This is a genomic window from Nonomuraea sp. NEAU-A123, assembly GCF_018603905.1.
In the GTDB taxonomy this organism is placed as follows: domain Bacteria; phylum Actinomycetota; class Actinomycetes; order Streptosporangiales; family Streptosporangiaceae; genus Nonomuraea.
The window spans coordinates 1-25,015 of sequence record NZ_JAHFZZ010000020.1 but is presented as its reverse complement, the minus strand read 5'-3'; the positions used below and the strand labels follow the sequence as shown (position 1 = coordinate 25,015).

Genomic DNA, 25,015 nt, shown 5'->3' with positions numbered 1-25,015 from the left:
TTCCTTGGGGGTGAAGGTCAGCCCAGCGGTCTGGAGATGTACTGGCCCACCGGGGGGCCTACGATCTTGCCCGCGTCGAGGACGTGGTTGCCTCTGACGAACGTGTCGGTGACCTTCGCGGTCAGCTCGAAGCCCTCGAACGGGGTGTATTCCTGCGTCGACTCCGACTCGGAGGCGCGCACGGTCCATGTGCTCCCGGTGTCGACCAGGCAGATGTCGGCGTCGAAGCCGGGCGCGATCGTGCCCTTGGTCCGCAGGCCGTACCTGCGGGCGGGGTTCCACGCGGTGAGGGCGGCGATGCGCCCGTAGGGCAGGCCGCGGCGGCGGCCCTCGGTGATCAGGCCGGGCAGTAGGTACTCGGCGCCGCCGAACCCGGCCTTGGCCAGGAACACGTCGTCGGCCGGAGCTCCGAACTTGAGCTCCTCCCGGCAGCAGGCATGGTCACTGACGACCCAGTCAACGGTGCCGTCGAGCACGTACTCCCACAGCGCCTCGACGTCCTCGCGCGGCCTGATGGGCGGGTTCACCTTCGCACCGATCCCGCTGGCCGTCTCGATGTCGGCGAGAAGATGTCCGATCGTGACCTCGCGGCGGAAGTCGATGTGCGGGAAGGTCTTGGCCATCCGCACGGCCGCGTCGAGCGCCTTGCGGGACGACAGGTGCAGCAGGTTGATGTTCGCCAGGCCGGTCTCGTGGGCGAGGTAGGAGGCGATGAAGACCGCCAGCCCCTCGGAGTGCGGCGGCCGGGAGGCGCTGTAGGCGGCGAGCCCGCTCAGGTCGCCGGCGTCCTCCACCAGCTTGGTGTAGGCGGTCATGATCTCGGCGGTCTCGCAGTGCAGCGACAGCGAGATCTCGCTGGCCAGCTCGGGGAAGCGCTCCCTGGCCTCCTGCACGCCGCGCATCACGAACTCGAAGTGCCCGTAGTCGTAGCGCTCGCCCTCGGGCAGCATCAGGAACTTGCTCTGGTCGGCCGAGCGGCCGTGCAGCCCGTGGCCGCCGTAGAACATGAAGATCTTGAACGAGGAGACCCCGAACTTCTCGATCAGGTCGGGCAGCTCGCCGATGTGGGTGCTCGACATGGGCGCGAGGTGGAAGCCGTAGTCGATGTACGCCTGTCCCTCCGCCTGCTCGCGCACCTGGGGGAAGAACTCCGCGTAGGGCCCGCCCTTGTTGAGGTAGTACTGGCCGGTCCGCATGTAGGTGAGCGCCGTGGTGACCCCACCCTGGGCGCTGGCCATGCTCTCCGAGGCGGCGTCGGCGGGCAGCGGGTTGTAGATGCCCCAGTGCTGGTGGGCGTCCACGACGCCGGGGAAGGCCAGCTTCCCGTCGCCGTCGAGCACCTCCTCCACACCCTCGGCGGACAGGCCGGCCCCGACCTGCTCGATGCGCCCACCGGTCACGGCGATGTCCGCGACGACCGGTTCGTCCCGGTCGTGGGTGACAACTCGCACGTTCTTCAGCAACAGGTCAGTCACATCCGCCTCCTACGCGGTACGGCGAGCGCCACGGTGCCATGTGAGCATCGGACGCTCGACCATGAGGAACAGGGTGTTGAACACGTAACCGAGCACGCCGAGGACGACCACTCCTCCCCAGAGGGCCGGCATGTCGGAGTTGGCGCTCGCGATGGTCAACAGGTAGCCGATGCCGTCGGTGCTGCCTTTGAGCTCGGACACGATCATGAGGATCAGCGCCAGCGAGACGCTCAGCCGCAGCCCCGCGAAGATCTTCGGTGAGGCGGCGGGCAGGATGATCCGGAACAGGCGCAGGCTCGCCGGGACGCCGAAGACGGTCGCGGTCTCGATCTGGAGACGATCCACGTTACGCGCGCCGTCGATCGAATTCAGCAGGATCGGCCAGACGATGCCGAAGACGATGGTGGCCACCTGTAGCTGCGTGCCCATGGTGAAGAGCACCAGGAATACGGAGAACATCACAGGTGGCGGCACGGCCCGGGCGAACTCCACCAGCGGGTCGATGTAGTCGGCCAGCCAGGCGGCCCTGCCGATCGCGACACCGAGAGCTACCCCGACGGCCACAGCCACGCCCCACGAGCCGATCAGCCTGACGATGCTGGGGAGGAAGTTGTCCACCGCCTCGTCGGTGAGAATGAGCGGTCCGGAGAACCACATCTCGTACATGCGCGACACGATGACCGTGGGCGGGGGGAAGTAGGGGCTCTCCACCGCCTTGGTGATCAGCTCCCACGCGATGAGGACCACCGGCACCAGCCAGAGCCGTTTGATCAGCGTCTTGATCATGCGTTCCGCCACTTGAAGAGCCGCCGCTCGGCACGCAGCAGCAGGGTGTTGACGACCAGCCCGATGACGCCCGACCACAGCAGCACCGCGATCACGTCGATCATCGCCTGATCGCCCAGGCCGGTGCTCGCCTCGATGAGGAAGGCGCCGATCCCGCCGGAGCCGCCGACGACGTACTCCACGCTGATGGCGAGGATGAGCGAGATCGAGGCGGCCAGCCGGATGCCGGTGAAGATGAACGGCGCGGCGCTCGGCAGCGACACCCGCCAGACGACGGCCGCTGAGCCGAAGCTGAACGAGCGCAGTGTCTCCGTGGCCAGGGGGTCGACGTCACGCACGCCGTAGAGGGTGTTGATCAGGATCGGCCAGGACGCGGCGTAGACGATGAGCGCGACCTTGGCGTTGATCTCGGGCTGGAAGATGAACAGCGCCAGCGGGATCAGCGCCACCGAGGGGATCGGCCGCAGGAACTCGACGATCGCGCGGGTCATCTCCTCGACGACGGGCAGGGTCCCGAGCAGCAGGCCCACCGGGACGGCCAGCAGGACGGCGAGCGGCAGGCCGATGACGGCGGCGAGCAGCGTGGAGGACAGGTCCTCGAGGTACTCGGGATCGAAGGCCAGGCCGACCACCCTGGCCAGGCAGGTCGAGGCCGGCGGCAGCCACTTGAACAGGCCGGTCCTGCTGACGAGCTCCCAGACAAGCAGAAAAACCGCCACACCGATGGCGTGGCGGACGAGTTTTCCGACCCTGGCGCGGGCGAGCGGGGAACGCCCGCCGCGCGTCAGCGTTGAGGCAGCGGTCATCCCTGCGAAGTAACGATCATCGAGGCGACGTCGATCTTCTGCTGGATGAAGCCGTACTCGAGCATCAGGTCCGCGACTCGCTGAATGCGCTGGGCGTTCAGTGAGGTCGGGTAGTTGCCGAGGTTGATCGTTGCAGCGACGTTAGCCGGGATCTTCGTGTAGGTCGGCAGGATCTTCGTCACGGCGCTGCGGTCGGTGGCGGCAACGTTCTGCGCCTTGGCCATGGCGCGCTGGAATGCGGCCATCGTCTTGGGGTTCTTGCCCACCCACTTCTCGGTTGCGGCCCAGCCGGTAATCGGCAGACCCTCCGTGGGACCGGACATCGTGTCGAGCAGCATGGTCGCGCCGACCTCGTTCTTGGCCTGGCTGACGTACGGGTCTGTCATCCAGACCGCGTCCACGCTGTGCTTGTCCAGTGCCGTGATCCAGTCGGTGGTCGGCACGACGACGTACTTGACGTCGGTCTTCGGGTCCAGCCCGGCGATCTTGAGGTGGGGGTTCATGGTGAGAACACCCAGACCGACGAGAGCGTTGACGCCGATCTTCTTACCCTTGAGGTCACCGACGTTCTTGATGGGCGAGTTCTTCGCCACCATGATGCCGAAGGCCCCGGGGGCTCCCTGGTAGGAGTCCGCGATGTACTTGAACTTCTCCAGGCCGGAGCTCTGGATGGACAAGATGGTGGCGTAGCTGCCCAGCACCACGTCCATGCTGCCGTTGCCGAGCTTGGGCAGCACGGCCTGGGGGGCCTGGATGGCCTCTTGCTTGACGTTGAGGCCCTGCTCCTTGAAGAATCCGCGCTCCATCGCGATGAACAACGGGGCTGAGTCCGCCCCGGGGTACTGTCCGATCAGGAGGTCTGTCTTCTCAAGACCATTGGCATTGGTGGTGCCTCCGGTCTTGCTATCTGAGCTGGAACACCCCGTAATGACAAGGGTGGCCACAAGTCCAATCAGGGCGGTGCGCCCTAGTGCACCGAACCTCATGTCGCGTCTCCTTCGAACGGGGGGTGATCGACGACGGTCGCACCCTAGCGCAGCTAACTCTTGCGCATGGTCCCCCGATTCTGGAAATTAACAATATATATGTGGAAATGATGATCACCATGTAGGTTTGAGATGATTGTCCGAATCGACGGAGTGAGACCCGGGCGTCCACCAGGAACATGTGGTGAATGTCCGGTTTGGTACGTTTTGCGAAGAGATAGGTTGACTGCGACCTTTGCGGTATTGGCCGATCTCCTGTTGTTGTGCTCAAATAAGCTCTCGCCCCATGGGTGCGTCGGCGTCACACGGCAAACACAATGCATGACGTGATCCTCTTGCACCAGACCATCAGAGGAGAGGTTGCGGAGGCCAGTGAGGAACGCATTCCCCCCAGCAGGTGGGGATCCCGGCTTAACTGCTGAAGCGCCCGCTCCTGCGGCGCTTCACGCCAAGTCAAAGCCCAAAGCACGGGCCGGGCGTGCGAAGAAGACGGGTGGCTTCGCGCTGCGCAACTGGCGTGTGCGCTCGAAGCTGCTCGTTCTGGTTGTCATTCCCACCTTGGCGGCCCTGGTCCTGGGCGGCTTCCGCGTAGCCACCTCGATCAGCAGCGCCACCGAGTACGAGAGAGTCAACGACGTCGCCATCCTGGCGAGCCAGCTCACTGAGCTCGCCGACGAGGTCGAGCACGAACGTGACCTCACCGCCAGCTTTGTCGCCCTCGGCCGCCCGGCGGCCGGCAAGGCCAAAGTCAGCGACCAGTACGTCACCGTCAACAAGCTTCGTGACGGGGTGCGAAGCGGTGTCGACGCGCTCGCCACGTCCGACAGCCCGCAGCGCGCTGAGGCCGTTCGCATCAAGAACCGTCTGGACGAGATCGACCAGTCACGCAAGGCGTCGGTGGACTCGCAGCTGAACGTCAGCTCCGTCATCGACCTGTACGACCGGAGCATCTCCGACTTCATCGCGCTCAACGACAACATCGACCAGGGTGCCGCCGACAAGGAGCTCGCTGACAGCGTCTCCGGCTTCGCCGCTCTGTCCAGGGCCAAGCAGTTCGTCTCCAAGCAGCGCGCGCTCCTCGCGGCCGCGCTGGCCGCCAAGCGGTTCAGCAAGGAAGACCTTGATTCCTTCATCGCCGCCCGCGCCCAGCGCAACAGCGAGCTGGCGACGTTCAGGGCCCAGGTGCCGCTGAACATCCGCCAGGCGTACGACGACATCGTCAGCGGCCAGGCCGTCGACAAGGCGGAGCTGATCCAGGCCCGCGCCCTGTTCCTGCAGGACTCGGGTGCGCTCCTGGTCGACCCGGCCCTCGGTCTCCAGCGCAACGGCGAGGAGTGGTTCGACGCCGTCAGCAAGACGATCGACGGCATGCGCAAGGTCGAGCAGCAGGTCTCCGACTCGATCCTGCTGCGCAGCCGTACCCTGCAGGGCCAGGAGCAGCAAGGCGCGATGATCATCGCGATCGCGATCGCCATCCTGCTCATCCTGGTACTGGTGGTCACGTCGCTCATGGCGCGCTCGCTGAGCGGCCCGCTGCGCCGGCTGCGCAGGGAGGCGCTGTTCATCGCCGGCCGCCGCCTGCCGGAGACGGTCCAGAAGCTGCGCGAGTCCGAGGCGACCGGCCCACCGGAGGTCGAGCCGATCGGCGTCATGTCCGAGGACGAGATCGGGGAAGTCGCGCGGGCGTTCGACGAGGTACACCGCGAAGCCGTACGGCTGGCCGGTGAGGAGTCCCGGCTCCGTAGCAACGTCAACGCGATGTTCGTCAACCTCTCCCGCAGAAGCCAGACTCTGGTCGAGCGGCAGATCACCCTGATCGACGGTCTGGAGCAGGGCGAGCAGGACGAGAGCCGACTGGCGAACCTGTTCAAGCTGGACCACCTGGCCACCCGCATGCGCCGTAACAGCGAGAACCTCCTGGTTCTGGCCGGCCAGGACCCGCCGCGCCGCTGGAGCCAGCCGGTCAAGCTGGTCGACGTGGCCCGCGCCTCCCTGTCGGAGGTCGAGAACTACGAGCGGGTCGTCCTGCAGGTGCCCGACGGCGTGTCCGTCGCGGGCCAGGCCGTCAACGACGTCATCCACCTGCTCGCCGAGCTGGTGGAGAACGCGCTGTCGTTCTCGCCGCGCGAGACCCGCGTGACGGTCTCCGGCAGCCGGATCGACGGCGGCGGCGTCATGCTGTCGATCACCGACTCCGGCATCGGCATGACCCAGGACGAACTGGCCGGGGCCAACGACCGCCTCACCGACGCGCCCATCGTGGACGTCTCGGTGTCGCGCCGCATGGGACTGTTCGTGGTCGCCAGGCTGGCGCACCGGCACGGCATCCGGGTGCAACTGCGCCCGCACGGCTCCGGCGGCCTGACCGCCATGGTGCTGGTGCCCGAGAGCCTGCTCGGCAGCCAGTCCCCGGCTTACACCGGCACGCAGGGCGCCATGCCCGTGCGTGAGGAGACCTACGCGGCCCCCGCGCCGGCTCCCGCCGCTCCCGTCGCTCCTCCGCAGTGGCAGGGTGGCGGCTACCAGATGGGCCCGGGACATCCGTCCTACCCGTCCAACCCGGAGTCCGCGGGCGCCTGGCCGTCGATGCCCCAGTGGCCGTCCGACGTCAACGGCTGGCCCGCCGACCCGCGTGCCAGCAGCGGCGGCTACGACACCGCCGACGTCTGGGTGCCGTCGCGCGGCCAGGGCGGTGGCGGCGGCGGTGGCAACTGGTCCGGCGACAACGGCCTGCCGAAGCGGCCGCCGGCCGGTGACCAGCCGCCGTTCCAGCCGCCCCAGAACTGGAGCTTCGGCGACAGGGCTGTGGAGTCGAGCCCGCCGCCCAGGCCGAGGTACGACTTCCCGGAGACGGAGTCTGCGGCCACCGGTCCCATCCCGGTGGTGAAGCCGGCGTCGTCGGGCGACGAGTACCTGCCGATCTTCGCCTCGGTGGAGTCGGCCTGGTTCGAGCATGGTGAAAGCGGCGCGAGCTGGGGTTCCTCCAAGGCCGATGCCGGCTGGAGCGCCGCTGAGGCCGCGGTCGAGCCGGTGCGTGACGGCGCGACGGCCTCCGGGCTGCCCAAGCGGGTGCCCAAGGCGAACCTCGTGCCGGGTTCCGCTGACACCGCCTCCGCGCCGAAGGGCGTCGCCCCGATGCCCTCTGTCTCGCCTGACCGCGTCCGCAGCCGCCTGTCCAGCTTCCAGCAGGGCTTCCGCGCGGCACGTGACGACATCAGCGAGGGCAGGGCGTACCCCGCCGGCTCGAGGCCTGTTGATAGCAGAGAGGAGGGCGCATGAACGATCTGAGCCACGCGGCACGCGGAGTCGACTGGCTGATAACCGACTTCGTCAGTACCGTTCCAGGCGTCGCCCACGCGGTCGTTGTCTCGTCCGATGGTCTGCCGCTCGCGGCCTCTTCGGGGTTCCCCGTAGACCGGGCTGATCAACTGGCCGCGATCGCGTCCGGGCTGGTCAGCCTGACGCAGGGAGCGGCCAGGGTCTTCGAGGGCGGTGCGGTCAACCAGACCATCGTCGAGATGCAACGCGGGCTGATGCTGATCATGTCGATCAGCGACGGCTCCTGCCTGGCAGTGCTGGCGGCCCCTGACTGCGATATGGGTCTGGTCGCGTACCAAATGACGCTCATGGTCGATCGTGCCGGTCAGGTACTTACTCCGGCGGTGCGCGCAGAGCTGCGCGCCAGCCAGACCAGGTGATGTAGGTGACGGACCCAAGGTGGAACAGCGGTGGCTGGGAGCCCCAACCCCATCCCCAGCCGCAGCTGAGTTCAGATCCCGCGTCGCCGGTCCGTCCTTACGCTGTGACGGGAGGACGGACCGCGCCCCGGGTCAAGCTGGCCATGGAGGCCCTGGTCTCGTCCGCGACGGCCGAGCACCGGGAGTTCTCCCACATCACGCCGGAGTATCAGGCGATCAGCCAGCTCTGCCGGCAGGTCCGGTCGGTGGCCGAGGTGTCGGCCCTGTTGCGGATCCCGCTCGGTGTGGTGCGCGTGCTGATCGCCGATATGGCGGCCGAAGGTCTGGTACGCGTACACCAGCCAGCGCTGGAGTCGGGACGGCCAGACGTAAACCTGCTCGAAAGGGTGCTCAGTGGACTTCGCAGGCTCTAGCCCCGGCCTCACCTCGACGAAGATCGTGGTGGCCGGTGGCTTCGGGGTGGGCAAGACGACGTTCGTCGGCGCGGTGTCGGAGATCATGCCGCTGACCACCGAGGCCGTCATGACGGACGCCTCGGCGGGCATCGACGACCTCGGTATGACGCCGCTGAAGTCCACCACCACCGTGGCCATGGACTTCGGCCGGGTCTCGCTCGACCGTGACCTGATCCTCTACCTGTTCGGCACGCCCGGACAGCACCGGTTCTGGTTCATGTGGGACGACCTGGTGCGCGGCGCGATCGGCGCGGTGGTGCTGGTGGACACGCGGCGGCTGGCCGACAGCTTCCCCGCGATCGACTACTTCGAAGAGGCGCAACTGCCGTTCGTGGTGGGTGTGAACGGGTGGGACGGGTCGTACCCGCACAGTGACGCGGAGGTGCGCGACGCTCTCACACTGGCGCCGCACATCCCGCTGGTTCGGCTGGACGCCCGGTCGAAGGACTCGGTGAAGAGCGCGCTCATCAACCTGGTCGAGCACGCGCTGACGGTCCGGATGGCGGTGCCGGGCTGGAGCGGTAGCTGACCTCGCCTGCCGCCTGGCAGGCTGCCGTCCGGGATGTCGTCGTCTGGGGCATGCTGACAGACCGGATGGCCGAGCCAGGCTGGAAGGGCTGCCGGAGCGGATAGGCTGAACCATTAGACCAACATTCGCTTCGAGGACTGGCCTACCACGTGTTCGAGACGCTTTCCGACCGGCTGACATCGGTCTTCTCCTCCCTCCGCTCCAAGGGTCGGCTGTCCGAGGCCGACATCGACGCCACCACCCGCGAGATCCGCATCGCGCTGCTCGAGGCCGATGTCGCACTCCCGGTGGTCAAGGCGTTCGTCGCCCAGGTCAAGGAGCGCGCCCGCGGCATCGAGGTCTCCCAGGCGCTCAACCCGGCGCAGCAGGTCGTCAAGATCGTCAATGACGAGCTGATCGAGATCCTCGGCGGCGAGACGCGCCGGCTCCGCTACGCCAAGACCCCGCCGACCGTCGTCATGCTCGCGGGCCTGCAGGGCGCCGGTAAGACCACGCTGGCGGGCAAGCTCGCCAAGTGGCTGCGCGAGCAGGGCCACGCGCCCATGCTCGTGGCCGCCGACCTTCAGCGCCCCAACGCCGTGCAGCAGCTCCAGGTCGTGGGCGAGCGCGCGCAGGTGGCCGTCTACGCGCCCGAGCCCGGCAGCGGCGTCGGCGACCCGGTCGAGGTCGCCCGCCGGTCGATCGACGAGGCCAAGCGCGCTCAGCACGACGTGGTCATCATCGACACCGCCGGCCGCCTGGGCATCGACCAGGAGATGATGCGGCAGGCCGCCGACATCCGCGACGCGGTCTCGCCCGACGAGATCCTGTTCGTGGTCGACGCCATGATCGGCCAGGACGCCGTGACCACGGCCCAGGCGTTCATGGAGGGTGTCGGCTTCGACGGGGTGGTGCTCACCAAGCTCGACGGCGACGCCCGCGGCGGCGCCGCGCTGTCGGTCAGGCACATCACCGGCCGGCCGATCATGTTCGCGTCGACCGGCGAGAAGCTCGAGGACTTCGACGCCTTCCACCCCGACCGGATGGCGTCCCGCATCCTCGACATGGGTGACATCCTCACCCTGATCGAGCAGGCCCAGAAGACGTTCGACGAGGAGCAGGCCGCCAAGATGGCGGGCAAGCTCACCTCGGGCGAGAGCTTCACGCTCGAAGACTTCCTCGAGCAGATGATGATGGTCCAGAAGATGGGGCCGATCAAGAACCTGCTCGGCATGATGCCCGGCATGGGGCAGATGCGCGACCAGCTCAACTCCATCGACGACCGCGACCTCGACCGCATCGCGGCCATCATCCGCTCGATGACGCCGGGCGAGCGCCAGGACCCGAAGATCATCAACGGCTCCCGCCGGGCCCGCATCGCCGCCGGCTCCGGTGTGACGGTGAGCGCCGTCAACAACCTGGTGACGCGCTTCTACGACGCCCAGAAGATGATGAAGCGGATGGCGGGGGGCATGGGCATCCCCGGCATGCCGGGCGGACGGGGCAAGGCGACCAAGGCTCAGAAGAAGAGCAAGGGGCGGCGCGTGAGCGGCGACCCGCGTAAGGCCGCTCTGGGCAAGGCGGATTCGGCGCCCGTCGAGCCGCCGCCGTCCAAGGGTGGCCTGCTCGGCAACCTGGGCGGGAAGCTGCCTCCGGGTATGGAACTGCCGCCGGGCTTCGACCCCAGCAAGTTCAATCTCCCGGGCGATAAGTAGCAACTTTCCGGATATTTCCGGTTTTACGAATGCGGCGACCCGCGTCTGTGGGTCGTGTGCAGTGCCGCGCGTCTGGCACAATGACATGTTGGAACACCGTGGCCAGGTGGGTGCCCTCTCACCTCCCGCCGGTCATGCCTGTCCCTGGAGCGGACTCCCATCGTGCCCCACTCGATGAGATGCCGTTCACCCACGCTCGAATGCAGGAGAGACCACACCAGTGGCAGTCAAGATCAAGCTCAAGCGTCTCGGTATGATCCGCAACGCTCAGTACCGCATCGTCATCGCCGACAGCCGCACCAAGCGTGACGGCCGGGCGATCGAAGAGATCGGCGTGTACCGCCCGAAGGAAGACCCTTCGGTTATCCAGGTCAACGCCGAGCGCGCGGCCTACTGGCTCGGTGTCGGCGCGCAGCCGACCGAGCCGGTGCTCAAGCTGCTCAAGCTGACCGGTGACTGGCAGAAGTTCAAGGGCGAGCCTGCCCCTGCGCCGATGAAGTTCGCCGAGCCGGCGCCCGACCGTCACGCCATCTACGAGGCCGCGGCCAAGGAGGCGCTGTCCGGTGGCGACACCGGCACGGCCGCCACCACGCCGCGTAAGGCTCGCAAGAAGGACGAGGCGACCGAGGCCGCTCCCGCCGAGACCAAGACCGAGGGCGAGGCCTGAAGATGCTCGAGGAGGCTCTCGAGCACCTCGTTAAGGGCATCGTCGAACATCCAGACGATGTCCGGGTCCGCGCACGCCGCATTCGCAGCGGGCGCGTCCTGGAGGTCCGGGTGCACCCCGAGGACCTGGGCAAGGTCATCGGTCGCGGCGGGCGCACCGCCAAGGCGCTGCGCACTGTCGTGAATGCCCTGGCCGACGGGAAGTACGTCCGGGTCGATCTGCTCGACCTGGACGAAGCCGTCCGTTAGCGTCAGGTTTCCGCGCCCTCATCGGTTCTTGCCGATGGGGGCGCTTGCGTTAGAAAAGGTAGGTTCAGGTGCAGTTGGTCGTCGGCCGGATAGGCCGCCCGCACGGAGTACGCGGCGACGTGACCGTGGAGGTGCGCACCGACGATCCCGAGCTGCGCTTCCCCGTCGGCGCCGCCATCGCCACCGATCCCGCCGACCGGGGGCCGCTCGTCATCGAGAGCCGCCGCTGGCACAAGGGCGCGCTGCTCATCACCTTCGCCGGGGTCAGGGCACGCGACGCCGCTGAAGAGCTCCGCGGCACGATGCTGGTCATCGACTCCGCCGAGGTGACGCCCTCCGACGACCCCGACGAGTTCCACGACCACCAGCTCATCGGGCTCACGGTCATGACCGCCTCGGGCGAGGCCGTCGGCGAGGTCACCGACGTGCTCCACCACGGCCAGGACCTCCTGGTCGTACGGCGAAGCGGGCAGGACGACGCGCTCATCCCGTTCGTCAAGGCGCTGGTGCCCGAGGTCGATCTGAAAGGCGGCCGGCTCGTCGTCGACCCGCCCGAAGGGCTGCTCTGATGCGGCTCGACATCGTCTCGATCTTCCCTGAATACTTCGCGCCGCTCGACGTCTCCCTCATCGGCAAGGCCCGCGAGCGCGGCACCCTCGACGTACGGGTGCACCAGCTCCGCGACTGGGCCCACGACGTGCACAAGACGGTCGACGACACCCCCTACGGTGGCGGCCCCGGCATGGTCATGAAGCCCGAGGTGTGGGGCGAGGCCATCGACGCGGTGACCGAGGGCGGCTCGCCACGCCTGATCGTCCCGACGCCGAGCGGACGGCCGTTCACCCAGGAGCTCGCCCAGGAGCTCGCGGCCGAGCCCTGGCTGCTGTTCGCGTGCGGGCGCTACGAGGGCATCGACTCGCGCGTCATGACCGAATACGGCATGCGCCTGCGCGTCGACGAGATCAGCATCGGCGACTACGTGCTGGCCGGAGGCGAGGTCGCGACGCTGGTGATGGTGGAGGCCATCGGCCGGCTGCTGCCCGGCGTGCTCGGCAACGCCCATTCGGCCGTCGACGACTCCTTCGCGCCGGGGGCCATGCAGAACCTCGTCGAAGGGCCGGTCTTCACCAAGCCGCCGGTCTGGCGGGGGCACGAGGTGCCGCCCGTGCTCCTGTCCGGGCATCACGGGAAGGTCGCGCGGTGGCGGCGTGACGAGGCGCTCCGCCGTACCGTCGCCAACCGGCCCGAGCTGGCCTCGGCGCTCGATCCCGAGACGCTCGACAAGCACGACCGGCGGCTGCTGGAGGAGCTCTCGTTTCGCTTCCAGCCGGAAGATATGGCAAACTGAAGCGCTACCGACCATCATGTGGTTGGTCTGCCATGCCCGGGGACAGTCCCGGGTTCATCGAATCAGCAGGCGCGTCCGCCGCGAGCTCAGGCCGGGTGGACCTCCGCGTGCTCGCGAGGACTTGAGGACAGCTCTCATGCACACGAAGATCCAGGAGCTCGAGAAGGCGACCCTGCGCGGAGACGTGCCGGACTTCCGCCCCGGTGACACGCTCGAGGTTCACGTCCGCGTCGTTGAAGGAAACCGCTCCCGCGTCCAGGTCTTCAAGGGCTTCGTGCTGCGCAGGCAGGGCAGCGGCGCCCGCGAGACCTTCACGGTCCGCAAGGTCAGCTACAGCGTCGGCGTCGAGCGGACCTTCCCCGTGCACAGCCCGATCATCGAGAAGATCGTGCTCGTGACCCGTGGTGACGTGCGCCGCGCCAAGCTCTACTACATGCGCGATCTGCGCGGCAAGGCCGCTCGCATCCGCGAGAAGCGCGAGGCTGTACCCGCCAAGTGACACAGTCCTTTCCGAATGGCCCGCGTCCTGCGCGGGCCATTCGGCTTTGCAGGGGCATTTCTTTTATGTGGAGCGACTCGGGCGCGGGTGTAACGTCGGTCGAGACTTGTCGAGCCGGTGCATCATCTAGGCTCGTCAGCGATGACTAGCGAGAGCCAGGAGCACGGCGCGCCGCGCCGCCCTGTCAAGGACGAGGTGGACGTGGTCGCCGAAGAGACTGAGAAGCCAGCAAAGGGCGACAAGAAGGACAAAAAGGGGTCGTTCTGGAAGGAACTTCCTGTCCTGGTCGTCGTGGCGCTGGTGCTGGCCCTGATCATCAAGACGTTCGTGATCCAGGCCTTCTACATCCCGTCGGAGTCGATGGAGAACACTCTCCTGAAGAACGACCGGGTCCTGGTCAACAAGATCGTCTACCACACGCGCGACATCGAGCGCGGCGACGTGGTGGTGTTCTCGGGCGTCGACTCGTGGGACGGCGAGTTCGAGATGGAGGAGCCGTCCAACCCGGTCACGGCGTTCTTCCGCTGGGTCGGCACCGCGTTCGGCGTGGTGCCCGGCGAGAAGGACTACATCAAGCGGGTCATCGGCGTCGGCGGCGACCACGTCAAGTGCTGTGACTCCAAGCAGCGCATCACGGTCAACGGCGTGGCGATCGACGAGGGCAGCTACCTCTATCCGGGCAACGTGCCCTCCGACAAGTTCTTCGACATCACGGTGCCCGAGGGGCGGCTGTGGGTGATGGGTGACCACCGCTCGGTGTCGCTCGACTCGCGCTCGCACACGGGCGATCCGGGTGGCGGCTCGATCCCCGTCGGCCAGGTGGTGGGGCGGGCGTTCGTCATCGTGTGGCCGTTCAACAGGGCGACCACGCTGTCCATCCCCGACACGTTCGAACAGCCGGCGTTGCAGGCGCTGGGCGACTCCGTCCCGCTGGTCGCCGGGTTCGCGGGAGCTTTCCCCTTGGTGCTGATCCGTCGGCGCCGCCGAAGCAGGAGGCGTTGATGTCCTTCACCAAGAAGGCGGCGGCGGTGGAGAAGAAGAAAAAGGGCGGTTTTCGCGAGACAATCCTCCTGCTGATCCTCGGTGTCGGCATCGCGCTGCTGCTGCAGATGTTCGTGATCGGCTCGTTCTACATCCCGTCGGAGTCGATGGAGAACACCCTGCTGATCAACGACCGGGTGTTCGTCAACAAGCTCTCGGGCAAGCCCGAGCGCGGCGACATCATCGTGTTCAAGGGCTGGAACGGCGAGGACACCATCAAGCGGGTCATCGGCATCGGTGGCGACAAGGTGGCCTGCTGCGATGCCAAGAAGCGGGTGACGGTCAACGGCACGCCGCTGGACGAGGCGTCCTACCTCTATCCGGACGACTTCCCGTCGGGCGACTCGTTCAAGTACACCGTGCCGCCCGGCAAGTTGTGGCTGATGGGAGACCACCGCAGCGCCTCGGCCGACTCGCGCAGCCACGTCGAGGAGCCCGGGGGCGGGTTCATCTCGGAGGACGCGGTGATCGGAAAGGCGGTCATGCGCTACTGGCCGCTGTCGCGAGGCCTGATCTTCATGCGTCCTGACACTTTCGACAAGGTCAAGTAGAGCCGCCTTCCGGTCGCGGTTTGCGGCGATTGGGGCGTACGCTGCCTCTTGTCATGACAGTTGCGTTCCGCCCTCGGCCCAGCGTTGTCCGGCGTGATTCCGGGCTCTATGCCTATGAGCGGGCCCTGGCCCGCCGAGGCCTGACCCCGATCGCCGGGGTCGACGAAGCGGGCCGGGGGGCCTGCGCGGGTCCGCTGGTGGTCGCCGCGGCCATCCTGCGCAGGCCGATCGACGGGCTGAACGACTCGAAACTGCTGGTGCCGGCCGTACGAGAACGGCTCTATGACCTGATCATGGATTCGGCGCACGTCGGGGTGGTCGTCATCCCCCCGGCGGAGATCGACGCGCGGGGGCTGCACAAGAGCAACGTGGCCGGAATGCGGCGAGCCGTCGCACGGTTGACCTGTGTCCCGGGGTACATCCTCACGGACGGCTTCCCCGTCCCGGGCCTGCCCGCGCCCTCGCTGGCGGTGTGGAAGGGGGACCAGGTGGCCGCGTGCGTGGCCGCGGCCTCGATCGTGGCCAAGGTGACCAGGGACCGCATGATGGTCGCGCTGGACACCGAGTTCCCGGGCTACGGCTTCGCCGAGCACAAGGGGTACGTCACTCCAGGACACAGACTGGCTCTGGAGACGAACGGTCCTTGCTCCCACCACCGTTACTCGTTCGTCACGGTGGCCAGGGAGATGGGGGAAAATGAAATGGGGGCCGGGGTTGCCTGACCAGGCGAACCGGGAGACCGGTACGACAGGAGGACCGCGATGAGCGCAGAGGATCTCGAAAAGTACGAAACCGAGATGGAGCTGCAGCTTTACCGCGAATACCGCGATGTCGTCGGGCTGTTTACGTATGTCGTGGAGACGGAGCGGCGCTTCTACCTGACCAACTCGGTAGATCTCGACGTCCGGACCGCGGAGAACGGGGACGTGTTCTTCGATGTGAAGATGCAGGATGCTTGGGTTTGGGATATGTACCGGCCTGCACGGTTTGTGAAGAATGTGCGGGTGGTTACGTTCAAGGACGTCAACGTCGAGGAACTGGCGAAGGCCGACCTGGAGATGCCGAAGGAGGGCTTCTCGGGGTAGGTGCTGTTTGACGGGCGTTGAGGACCGGCCTTTGGATTGCGGGGCTGGGTTTATTGCGGATGGTTGTTGGGTGGGGCGGGTGGTCGCGGTGAGTCGCCACCCGTGAAGGGCCGCGACCCACGGCCATCCACCGATCCGCCCACTCGACCGAGCACCGGCGTGCCCCGCTCGGCCACCCGCTCATACACTCGGACGTCCACTGACCCGCCGCCCGCTCGGACGTCCGCTGGTCTGCCCGCGCGGCCACCTGCCGGTCTGCCCACGGGGCCACCCACATAGGACCCCGGCTCGGTGCCCGGGCCCACCCACCGGGCCGCCCCCGGGGGTACCTGCCGGGCCGCCCACAACGGTCCTCGACCCACAGTTCACCCACCGGAGGCCACCCGCGGTCATCCACCGGAGCCCCTGCCGCGGCCCAGACCTCCGAGCCGCCCACGCGCGACTACCCACGAGACGGCCCCACGGATCGTGAACTGCGGGCTGCCTGCGGCCGCCTATCGGACCGCCCTTCCGCAACCACCAGCCGGGCTGCTCACGCGCGATCACCCACAGGACGGCCCCACGGCTTGTCCACTGCGGGCTACCCGCAACCACCCGCCGGGCTGCCCTGCGCCCACGCGGTCCTCCACCGCCGCCCGCTGGGCCCTGCGTAGCCATCCGACGAGCCTCCCCACACCCGCACTGGGGGCCACCCATGGCCATTACCCGGGTTCTCCCACGGACCATCCACCGGGCTCTCTCGCAGGCTTCCTCTGTTCGGCCCTCTGTCCGGCTCTCCCAGCGCAGCTCACTCAGCGCGGTGCAGTTCACGCAGCGCAGTGCCGGACGCCCGGATCCGCCCCGGACTTATCCACAACCCCGCGCCAACACCCCAGGTCTATCCACAGAACCTCGCTCGGCCCGACCGCCCCACCCCCGATACGCGAAAGTCAGGCCCCGGAGGTGCCACATGGCCGCGAGGAACGACCTCGGCAAACACGGCGAGCAACTCGCCGTCAACTACCTGGAAGCCGAGGGAATGACCATCATCGAACGCAACTGGCGCTGCCGCCACGGCGAGATCGACGTCATCGCCGAAGACGGCCCCAACCTGGTCGTAGTAGAGGTCAAGACCAGATCCAGCCGATCACACGGCACAGCCCTGGAGTCGGTAGGGCAGGCCAAACTGGCCAGACTCCGCATGCTGGCCGCCAAGTGGCTCACAACCCAACCCCGCACCTTCGACACGGTCAGAGTCGACGTGATCGCCCTGGAGCGTTTCGCCGGCGACTACTCCCTGCGCCACGTACGGGGGGCGATCTGAGATGGCAGTAGCGAGAACCCGCAGCGTGGCCCTGGTCGGTGTCAAAGGCCGCAGCGTCGAGGTGGAAGCCGATGTGGGCAACGGCCTGGCGGGGATCCACCTCATCGGCCTCCCGGACACAGCACTCAGCGAGGCCAGAGAACGGGTCAGATCGGCGATGGTCAACAGCCATTATCCCTGGCCCGACGCCCGCATCACGGTAAGCCTCTTTCCCGCAAGCCTCCCCAAACGGGGCAGCCAGTTCGATCTCGCTATAGCCGTCGCGATACTGGGCGCAGCCGGAGTGATCCCCGCCGACCGGGTCGCAGAGCCGTTCTTCCTCGGCGAGCTCGGCCTCGACGGACGCCTGAGACCCGTACGAGGCGTTCTCCCGTCAGTGCTGGGCGCGGCCGAGCACGGGGACGTCACGGTGGTCATCCCCGCCGCCAATTTGGCGGAAGCGGCACTGGTGCCCGACGTCAAGGTGGCACCCTTCGCCGACCTGCGCCAGCTTGTCGAATGGCTACGAAGGGGAGACGACCCGCCAGAGCCGCACATCCAAGACATCCCAGAGCCGCAGCCGACGACCATCCAGCCCACGGTCGACCTGTCCGACGTGGCCGGCCAGCCGGTCGCCCGCCGAGCGCTCGAGATATGCGCCGCCGGAGGCCACAACATCTGGATGCTCGGCCCGCCCGGCACAGGCAAGACCCTGCTCGCCGAACGCCTGCCCACACTCCTGCCTGACCTGGAGCTCGACCACGCGCTCGAAGTGACGGCAATCCATTCGGTGGCAGGCATCCTGCCAGCCAGCAGCCCGATGCTGAGCAGGCCGCCGTTCGTCAGCCCCCACCACACCGCCACGGCGGCAGCCATCGTCGGCGGCGGCAGCACCGTCATACGCCCAGGCGCGGTCTCCCTCGCCCACCGGGGAGTCCTGTTCATGGACGAAGCGCCCGAGTTCCCCCGCCACATCCTCGACTCCCTCCGCCAGCCCCTTGAGACCGGTCGCGTGACGGTGTCCAGGTCAGCGGGCTCCGTCACCTTCCCAGCCCGCTTCATGCTCGTACTGGCCGCCAACCCATGCCCCTGCGCCCAGCCCCAGGACCAGGGAGAGAACTGCCAGTGCTCCCCGACGATGAGACGCCGCTACCTGGCCAGACTGTCCGGCCCGCTTCTCGACCGCATAGACATGAAGGTCACAGTCGCCCGTACGTCCAGACGCGAACTCATGGCAGACCGCCAGTTCGTCGAACCAAGCAAAACCGTGGCCGAACGCGTACTGGCAGCCCGCGAACGAGCCGCCAAACGCTTGGCCGGCACCGCCTGGCGCGCGAACGCCGAAATCCCGTCCGCCGCCCTCCACGCCGATTACCGCCCATCAGAGGCCGCCATGAAGTGCATGACGGCCGCCCTGGACTCGGGCACCCTCAGCGCTCGCGGTCTCGATCGCGTCCTACGAGTCGCGTGGACCCTTACGGACCTGGCAGGAAAACCCCACCCCGAATACACAGAAACATCGACAGCACTCGCCTTGTGGCTGGGGGTGAACACGTGACCACCCCATCCGCCCCGCAGCGGCCACCGCGTTCCAGCGCCCCGCCAGCGCCACATTCCAGTGCCCCGCCGCCACTGCGTTCCAGTGCCCCGCCGGCACCGCGTTCCCGCGTCCAGCCACCACCGTGTCCCCGCGCCCAGCTACCACCGGGCTTCTGCGCCCAACTGCCGCCCAGCTCCCGGGCGCAGCGACCATCCGGCTCCCGCGCCCGGCTGCTGTCCAGCAATCTGTCACCCATCCCGCATGCCCGGGACCGGGGCCAACAACTCCTCAGCCGTTCCTGCCCCAGACCATCACGCAACCCATGCGTCGCAGACGCACATCAGCCATATCACCCACCCGACCTCAGCCCATATCGCCCCTCCTTCACTCGGCTCCATTGCCGAGCCCAGCTCCATCTCCGCCATCCCCGGAGCCCTGAAATTCGCCTTACCTCCATGCGGTTCGCGCCCGTCATGAAGGCATCCCCACCGCCGGTCACCAAGATTCCCAACCCTCAGGAGCGTCGATGACGAGAGCAGAAGTGGAGGCAAGAGCCGCCCTCATGCGTGCAGCCGACGCCGGGGACCCCACCATGGGCCGTCTCATCGCCTGCTGCGGGGTTGAGGCAGCAATCGACGCTGTACGCACGGAGACCCTCCCGCCCGACTTCATCGCCCAGGAAACCCAGGACCAACACATCACAGACCTCACGCAACGAGAGCTAAAGGACCAAAGCAGGCACCAAGTCACAGAACTCACTCCGCAACACATCGCAGACCTCAACCAGCGACAGCTCCCGATCTCGAGCCAGCAACACAAAGAGGACCCCGCCCAGGGACACGTAACGAACCCCGGCGAGCAATGTGGAACGACCCTCACCCAGCAACGAATCTCAAACCCCACCCAGCGGCACATCACAGACTCAGGTCAGCAAATCGGAGCAAACCTCACTGAGCGGCGCATAACAGACCTCACCCAGCGACTACGCGCCTGGAACGCCCGCCTGGCGTCGGCCGACCCCATAGCCGACCTCGCCGAAGGCGAGCGAAGCGGAGCTAGATTCATCATCCCCGGCAGTCCGGAATGGCCCACGCAACTGGACCAGCTCGGACCCCGCCGCCCCCTCGGCCTGTGGCTCCACGGCTCGGCCGACCTGCGCTTCTCCTGCCTGCGATCGGTCGCCGTCGTCGGCGCACGGGCTGCCACGGCGTACGGCGCGCACGTCGCGGCCCAGTTCGCCGTGGGATTCAGCGACTCAGGCTGGACGGTGGTCTCAGGCGGTGCATTCGGCATAGACGGCGCGGCACATCGCGGTTCCCTGGCCGCGGACTCTCCCACGGTCGTCGTCCTGGCCTGCGGCGTCGACGTCACTTACCCGACCGGACACCACGAACTGTTCGCCGCCGCCCGCGACCAGGGCGTAGTGGTCAGCGAGTGCCCTCCAGGCGTCCACCCCACCCGAGCGCGCTTCCTCATCAGGAACCGCTTGATCGCCGCCCTGTCCCGAGGCACCGTCGTGGTGGAGGCGGCACTCCGCAGCGGCGCACTCAACACGGCCGGTCACGCCTTGTCGCTCCAACGCCACCTGGCGGCTGTACCGGGCCCGATCACCTCCACCATGTCGGCCGGCTGCCACCGCCTGCTTCGTGAACGCAAGGCCGTCTGCGTCACCTCACCCGAAGAAGTGATCGAACTAGTAGGCGCGATAGGAGACGACCTTGCCCCCCAATCACGAGGCCCGGCCGTCCCGCGAGACACGCTGAACGAAACGACCAGCCGCGTCCTCGACGCCATCCCCGCACGCGGCGCCGCAGGCCCAGCATCCATCGCGGTAGCGGCAGGAGTCTCCCTGGACGCGGCCCTGAGCGCACTGGGCGGCCTGGCCGCCGCGGGCTACATCGAAAGAGTGGACAAGGGCTGGCGCACCCGCAAAGCGCCGTCGAGTACGTACCAGAAGGCCAACGAAGCGGCCCCACCACGGCAGTACCCCTCAGACCAAACCGACTATGACGATCTCCCACCATCCCCCGACGATCCGTGAACTCCCGAGCAGCCCACACCGATGTCCCGCCGAGCCACCCACGGCAGTAACCGGGGCGGTCCGGCGATCGTCGGAAACGCCACCACAGCCAGGATCGGTCGGTGCCGTCACTTGCGGGAAGAATTCCTCTCCAACTGTCTGGCCATCGATCGGTCGGCACTCCCGCCTCGATAGATGACATCCCGCCAAGGGGCGTAATTTCCACGGCCAAGATCAAGATCCGAGACTCTCAGAGCGCCAGATGATCGTCCCTCGATGCCTCGCGAGGGACGTCATCCTCCCGAATAACCGCAGACCGGTATGCAAAGCTGGAGAAGCAAGGCAGGGCCAAGACGAGATACGGGTACAAACCCACACCGTGAAAGCGGAAGAGACGAACCCGAAACAGCAGACCGCAGATACGGCGCGATGAGCGATCCCAGGTACGTTCGCGCCGCTCGGGTGAGCCGGCTGAGCTCATGGCACCGGAGGAGACCGAGCTGATCGGCACAGACAGGCCACCCAAGCTGGTCAGAGGACACGAACCAAAGAGACGGATCAGCGGGCGGACCATCCAGGTCGGTTGGTGGACGCGCCCCATCCATTTGGCCGGCGGCTGCGGGCTGGTGGGAGTGGTTGGTGGACGTGAGCTGGTCGGTGGAACTGGTGGGACGGAGCTGGTCAGCGGGGCGGGACCGTCCAGGTCGGTTGGTGAATGGCCTATCCGTTTTGGGTCGGGGGCTGCGAGTTGGCCGGCGAACCCCGACCGATGGGACCAGTCAGCGACCCGACTCATGAAACCGGTCAGCGGCGGCCGCCTAGTGGGTCTACCCGCATCAGTGGGCCAATCGATGGGCAGCCGTAGAGCTGGGTTGGCGAAGAGGCGTGGGCTGGTTCAGCGCAGGCGAGCCGGTAGGGCTGCACGGACACTGTTAAGGCTGTACGGACGCGGTAGGGCTGTACGGACACCGGTAGAGCTGTACGGGCAGAAGGCAGGGCGCGCTTGACTTCGATCACCTGGTGCGCGGCTCCAGAAGAGGTTGGCGTCTACGAGAGGGAGGCGATTGTGGCCGACGAGCGACTGGGAGCGGACGAGGTGATGGCCGAGTTCGGCAGGTACTTGCGGTTCGAGAGAGACCTCTCTCCGCACACAGTCCGCGCTTACCTCTCCGACGTCACGGCCCTGTTCGACCACCTGAACAGCCGACTCCACGGCCTCGATATCGGTACGTTGCGCGAATGGCTGGCCGAGCAGCATGCCGACGGTAAGGCGAGGGCCACGCTGGCGCGCAGGACCGCGTGCATCCGCACCTTCACGGCCTATTGCCATCGCAGAGGCTGGTTGCCAGATGACCCCGGCTTGCTGCTGGGCAGCGCCAAGGCGCCACGCCCGCTGCCTGCCGTACTCGATCAGCAGCAGGCACAGGCCGTCCTCGAAGCGCCGTCGACGGGAGAGCCCAAGGAACTGCGGGATCAGGCCATCCTGGAGCTGCTGTACGCCACGGGCGTGCGGGTGAGCGAGCTGTGCGCACTGGACGTCGATGATGTCGACCGGGATCGACACGTCATCAGAGTGCTGGGCAAGGGCCGAAAGGAACGGTCGGTCCCGTTCGGATTGCCCGCACTTCGGGCCCTGGACAAGTGGTGCGTACACGGACGGCCTCTGTGGATCCGTGCAGGCTCAGGAGCGGCGGTGTTCCTTGGGGTACGAGGCGGTCGAATAGACGCGGGCACCGTACGACGGGTGGTGCACGCTCGGCTGCGCGAGGTCGAGGGAGCGCCGGACATGGGCCCGCACGGGTTGAGACACAGTGCGGCGACGCACCTACTCGAGGGTGGCGCCGACCTCCGCAGCGTCCAGGAACTCCTCGGGCACGCATCCCTGCACACGACCCAGATCTACACCCATGTCTCAATCGAGCGACTCCGCACGGCATACCGCCAGGCCCACCCCAGGGCGTAAACGGACACCGACGCGGCGCCCAACTGGGGCACCGGAGTTCGTAGCCAGCCGCCCTGCTCAACACGATCCTCGGGTGGCGCACCGACGATGACAGCATGGTCGGAGAACACACCATCGGCTTCACCCGCTCCGCTCTGATGCGTCTCGGTAGCAGGCTAATCGGGAAGACCCGACGGCGGTGGCGACGTATGCACCGCACTATTGGCTTCACCTGGTCGGCTCTGATCCGCCTCGGCAGCAGGCCAGCCGGGAAGACTCGGGGGGTCCGACAGCGGTAGCGACGGTATTCACAAGCTCTATCTGCGCGCCAACGGGATCATCTGAACCGAATTCGCCTACTGGACGGTGGCGCGTCCACCTCTCGTCGTTCCCCGATCGGGTATCGCGACCAGTGCGGTCAGTTGGGGCCGGCGCCTCCCGCCCGGCGAATCTGCGCGGCCGAGGCGAAGACGGCGTCGATCTACTCAGCGGCTTGGCGGAGGAGGGCAGCAGGATCCTCCTCCGGGCGCCTTCCGGCAGCAGCTTCGTCGCCTCCGGCAGTCTCAAGGGGGAAGTGCTGCACATAGCCGCAAGCGCGAAGCAGAGCGGCGTCGAGTGCGCAGGCCGGCCAGCTTGGCGCCGACCGAGCTTCCTCCCTCTGCGGCTGCAAAGACGTGGGTCCCTCGTCGCAGGATCCGGCATATGGACCGGCGGCAAGTGGGTCATGGCTAGGCACGAGAACCTCTTCAACGAACAACGCGGTTCTGTCGACGACGGGAAAACTGCTCTGGCACCAATGCCGAAACGAGTGCCAGGGCCGAGATCGAGCCGTCGTTGACAGGTTCACGTGGCGCTGATCAGGCACCGTTCTGGTTGCCGTAAAGCAATGCCCCTGCCGTGACTAGTTGGATGACGTGCCCTGGGGTGGTGTAACTTCTGGCGATCTTCGCGAGGCATCGGGGGAGGATCACCTGGCGCTTTGAGAGTCTCGGATCTTGAGCGCGGCAGTGGAAACTACATCACTCGGCGGGACGTCATCATCACCAGTTGTGCCTCACGCGTTGGCGATTCCGTGGCTGGCGCGATCTACTTCCCCGCCCGAGATAACGCCACTTGCGCTGCTGTTTGCGGTGCTGGCCTCTCGTGGCGCCATGTTGCTGCGTGCGTGTACATCGAATACGGCGGATCAGGGTGAACAGCAGCAGCGCGCTGAACAGCCCGCCCGCGCTGATGGCTGAGATGGCGAGTGTTGAGGCGGAACGTGTCACGAAGCGGAAGGCCGGTTCGGGGGCCGCGTGCTCGGGAGTTTGGCCCGAAAGGGTGGGGTTGAGAGCAGGGGCGGGATCTGACCGAGGCACCGATGTTGGGGGGAAGGTAGCCGAGGATGTTGTCGCTGAGGGACCCGCGCTGACGGATGTTGTTTGGAGGTGCGCGGTGCTCGGGAGTGATGGTTGCGGCGAAAGAACGAAGGCGTTCAGGTCGCTAGGACCGTCTGGGGCATAGGGACCGTCAAGGTTGTCCAGGGCGTTCGGATCACCCAGGGCGCTCCGGTCCAAGGTGTTCGTGCTGCCCGTGCTGCCCGTGCTGCCCGTGCTGCCCGTGCTGCCCGTGCTGCCCGTGCTGCCCGTGCTGCCCGTGCTGCCCGTGCTGCCCGTGCTGCCCGTGCTGCCCGTGCTGCCCGTGCTGCCCGTGCCGGCCAGAGCGTCAGGGGCATCCAAGTTCCAGTACGGGAGTAGGCGGATGTGGGCTCGGCCTAGGAGGACCAGAGGGTTGAGGTAGTGGGTGCCGCGCAGGAGGCCCCAGTGGAGGCAGGATTCGCGGCAGTGGCCTGTTGGGGGTTCGATGAATCCGAGGCGGGTGCCGGGCGTTACGCGTTGGTCTTGGCGTACTGATGCGTTGACGGGCAGATACGTCGTGCGTAGGCCGTTCGCGTGTTCGACGGTGACCACACCGCGACCGGCGAGGGGGCCGGCGAAGCGGACGATGCCTGGGCCTGCGGCTACGACAGGTGTGGTGGGGGCGGCGGCGAGGTCGATGCCTCGGTGGCCTGACAGCCATGGCTCGGGTGGGGGTGTGAAGTGGCGGAGATTTCTGGGGTGTCCGTCCAGCGGCCATCGCCAGGTGGGACGGTCCGCGGTAGCGGGGCTTGCGGGTGTCAAGGGGATGGCGAAGGCGAGGAGGGTGGCCAGAAGGGCCAGCGGGCCTGAGGGCGCCACTCGCCGATGGGAGTTCGTTGGCGGGGGATGGGTCGGCGTGCTGGCGTCGGGGGGACAAGGGCGGATTGTGGAGTTTTGGTGGGGGGAGGGGAGCGGGGAGTTGGGACTGGGATGGGTGAAGGGGGATGGTGGCTGGGGCTCTGGGTG

General features: G+C 67.3%; 23 protein-coding genes and 1 pseudogene. 19 read left to right on the top strand and 5 right to left on the bottom strand.

From position 1 onward, the window contains the following. Positions 1-17: 17 nt before the first annotated feature. The 4 genes from KLK06_RS43435 to KLK06_RS43420 are packed head-to-tail and all read right to left on the bottom strand — an operon-like array spanning position 18 to position 4,053. On the bottom strand, positions 18-1,475 hold the full coding sequence (locus tag KLK06_RS43435) for a dihydroorotase family protein (protein ID WP_214641573.1): 1,458 nt from the start codon (positions 1,473-1,475) through the stop codon (positions 18-20). A gap of 9 nt (positions 1,476-1,484) precedes the next feature. Beyond that, positions 1,485-2,261, bottom strand: a complete 777-nt coding sequence (locus KLK06_RS43430) for an ABC transporter permease (RefSeq protein ID WP_214641572.1) — start codon at positions 2,259-2,261, stop codon at positions 1,485-1,487. Beyond that, positions 2,258-3,067 (bottom strand): ABC transporter permease, encoded by an 810-nt coding sequence (locus tag KLK06_RS43425; protein ID WP_214641571.1) that lies wholly within the window; start codon positions 3,065-3,067, stop codon positions 2,258-2,260. Before KLK06_RS43425 ends, KLK06_RS43430 begins: the two co-directional genes overlap by 4 nt. Beyond that, complete coding sequence (locus KLK06_RS43420; protein ID WP_214641570.1) at positions 3,064-4,053, bottom strand: ABC transporter substrate-binding protein; 990 nt, start codon at positions 4,051-4,053, stop codon at positions 3,064-3,066. The genes KLK06_RS43425 and KLK06_RS43420 overlap by 4 nt, the downstream gene beginning before the upstream one ends. 558 nt (positions 4,054-4,611) lie before the next feature. On the opposite strand from KLK06_RS43420, the gene KLK06_RS43415 reads away from it, so the two are divergent. From KLK06_RS43415 to KLK06_RS60610, 19 genes are all read left to right on the top strand, one after another. Then, positions 4,612-7,332: a nitrate- and nitrite sensing domain-containing protein gene (locus tag KLK06_RS43415; RefSeq protein ID WP_214641569.1), complete on the top strand. Its 2,721-nt coding sequence runs from the start codon at positions 4,612-4,614 to the stop codon at positions 7,330-7,332. Next, a complete protein-coding gene (locus KLK06_RS43410) occupies positions 7,329-7,751 on the top strand; it encodes a roadblock/LC7 domain-containing protein (RefSeq protein ID WP_214641568.1) in 423 nt (140 codons plus the stop codon). The genes KLK06_RS43415 and KLK06_RS43410 overlap by 4 nt, the downstream gene beginning before the upstream one ends. 65 nt (positions 7,752-7,816) lie before the next feature. Then, on the top strand, positions 7,817-8,164 hold the full coding sequence (locus tag KLK06_RS43405; RefSeq protein ID WP_214641717.1) for a DUF742 domain-containing protein: 348 nt from the start codon (positions 7,817-7,819) through the stop codon (positions 8,162-8,164). Beyond that, positions 8,145-8,735 carry an ATP/GTP-binding protein gene (locus KLK06_RS43400; protein ID WP_214641567.1) on the top strand — a complete coding sequence of 197 codons (591 nt, stop codon included), beginning with the start codon at positions 8,145-8,147 and terminating at the stop codon, positions 8,733-8,735. Before KLK06_RS43405 ends, KLK06_RS43400 begins: the two co-directional genes overlap by 20 nt. A 149-nt stretch (positions 8,736-8,884) precedes the next feature. Beyond that, positions 8,885-10,429 (top strand): signal recognition particle protein, encoded by a 1,545-nt coding sequence (ffh, locus tag KLK06_RS43395; RefSeq protein ID WP_214641566.1) that lies wholly within the window; start codon positions 8,885-8,887, stop codon positions 10,427-10,429. Positions 10,430-10,649: 220 nt separating this feature from the next. Further along, complete coding sequence (rpsP, locus tag KLK06_RS43390; protein ID WP_214641565.1) at positions 10,650-11,096, top strand: 30S ribosomal protein S16; 447 nt, start codon at positions 10,650-10,652, stop codon at positions 11,094-11,096. Between the two features lie 2 nt (positions 11,097-11,098). Beyond that, on the top strand, positions 11,099-11,344 hold the full coding sequence (locus KLK06_RS43385; RefSeq protein ID WP_020546537.1) for an RNA-binding protein: 246 nt from the start codon (positions 11,099-11,101) through the stop codon (positions 11,342-11,344). Between the two features lie 68 nt (positions 11,345-11,412). Beyond that, positions 11,413-11,913: a ribosome maturation factor RimM gene (gene rimM / locus KLK06_RS43380; protein WP_214641564.1), complete on the top strand. Its 501-nt coding sequence runs from the start codon at positions 11,413-11,415 to the stop codon at positions 11,911-11,913. Beyond that, positions 11,913-12,692 (top strand): tRNA (guanosine(37)-N1)-methyltransferase TrmD, encoded by a 780-nt coding sequence (trmD, locus tag KLK06_RS43375; protein WP_214641563.1) that lies wholly within the window; start codon positions 11,913-11,915, stop codon positions 12,690-12,692. Before rimM ends, trmD begins: the two co-directional genes overlap by 1 nt. Positions 12,693-12,828: 136 nt before the next feature. Next, positions 12,829-13,191 (top strand): 50S ribosomal protein L19, encoded by a 363-nt coding sequence (gene rplS, locus KLK06_RS43370; RefSeq protein ID WP_214641562.1) that lies wholly within the window; start codon positions 12,829-12,831, stop codon positions 13,189-13,191. A gap of 141 nt (positions 13,192-13,332) precedes the next feature. Beyond that, positions 13,333-14,193 (top strand): signal peptidase I, encoded by an 861-nt coding sequence (lepB, locus tag KLK06_RS43365; RefSeq protein ID WP_214641561.1) that lies wholly within the window; start codon positions 13,333-13,335, stop codon positions 14,191-14,193. Next, complete coding sequence (gene lepB / locus KLK06_RS43360; RefSeq protein WP_214641560.1) at positions 14,193-14,783, top strand: signal peptidase I; 591 nt, start codon at positions 14,193-14,195, stop codon at positions 14,781-14,783. Before lepB (KLK06_RS43365) ends, lepB (KLK06_RS43360) begins: the two co-directional genes overlap by 1 nt. 53 nt (positions 14,784-14,836) lie before the next feature. Further along, on the top strand, positions 14,837-15,505 hold the full coding sequence (locus tag KLK06_RS43355) for a ribonuclease HII (protein WP_214641559.1): 669 nt from the start codon (positions 14,837-14,839) through the stop codon (positions 15,503-15,505). A 39-nt stretch (positions 15,506-15,544) separates the two neighbouring features. Then, positions 15,545-15,868: a DUF2469 domain-containing protein gene (locus KLK06_RS43350; protein ID WP_026215037.1), complete on the top strand. Its 324-nt coding sequence runs from the start codon at positions 15,545-15,547 to the stop codon at positions 15,866-15,868. A gap of 949 nt (positions 15,869-16,817) precedes the next feature. Then, entirely contained in the window at positions 16,818-17,171 is a 354-nt protein-coding gene (locus tag KLK06_RS43345; RefSeq protein WP_214641558.1) for a YraN family protein, read from the top strand. 1 nt (position 17,172) lies between these two features. Further along, positions 17,173-18,708, top strand: a complete 1,536-nt coding sequence (locus KLK06_RS43340) for a YifB family Mg chelatase-like AAA ATPase (RefSeq protein WP_214641557.1) — start codon at positions 17,173-17,175, stop codon at positions 18,706-18,708. 508 nt (positions 18,709-19,216) lie between these two features. Beyond that, positions 19,217-20,731 (top strand): DNA-processing protein DprA, encoded by a 1,515-nt coding sequence (gene dprA / locus KLK06_RS43335; protein WP_250906923.1) that lies wholly within the window; start codon positions 19,217-19,219, stop codon positions 20,729-20,731. Positions 20,732-21,809: 1,078 nt separating this feature from the next. Next, positions 21,810-22,673: a tyrosine recombinase XerC gene (locus tag KLK06_RS43330; protein ID WP_214641715.1), complete on the top strand. Its 864-nt coding sequence runs from the start codon at positions 21,810-21,812 to the stop codon at positions 22,671-22,673. Between the two features lie 1,494 nt (positions 22,674-24,167). Then, positions 24,168-24,431, top strand: coding sequence for a hypothetical protein (locus KLK06_RS60610; protein ID WP_250906922.1), 264 nt, complete (start codon positions 24,168-24,170; stop codon positions 24,429-24,431). Between the two features lie 47 nt (positions 24,432-24,478). Here KLK06_RS60610 and KLK06_RS63285 read toward each other — a convergent pair. Next, positions 24,479-24,868, bottom strand: a pseudogene (locus tag KLK06_RS63285) (murein hydrolase activator EnvC); the annotation flags it as partial. Positions 24,869-25,015: the final 147 nt, after the last annotated feature.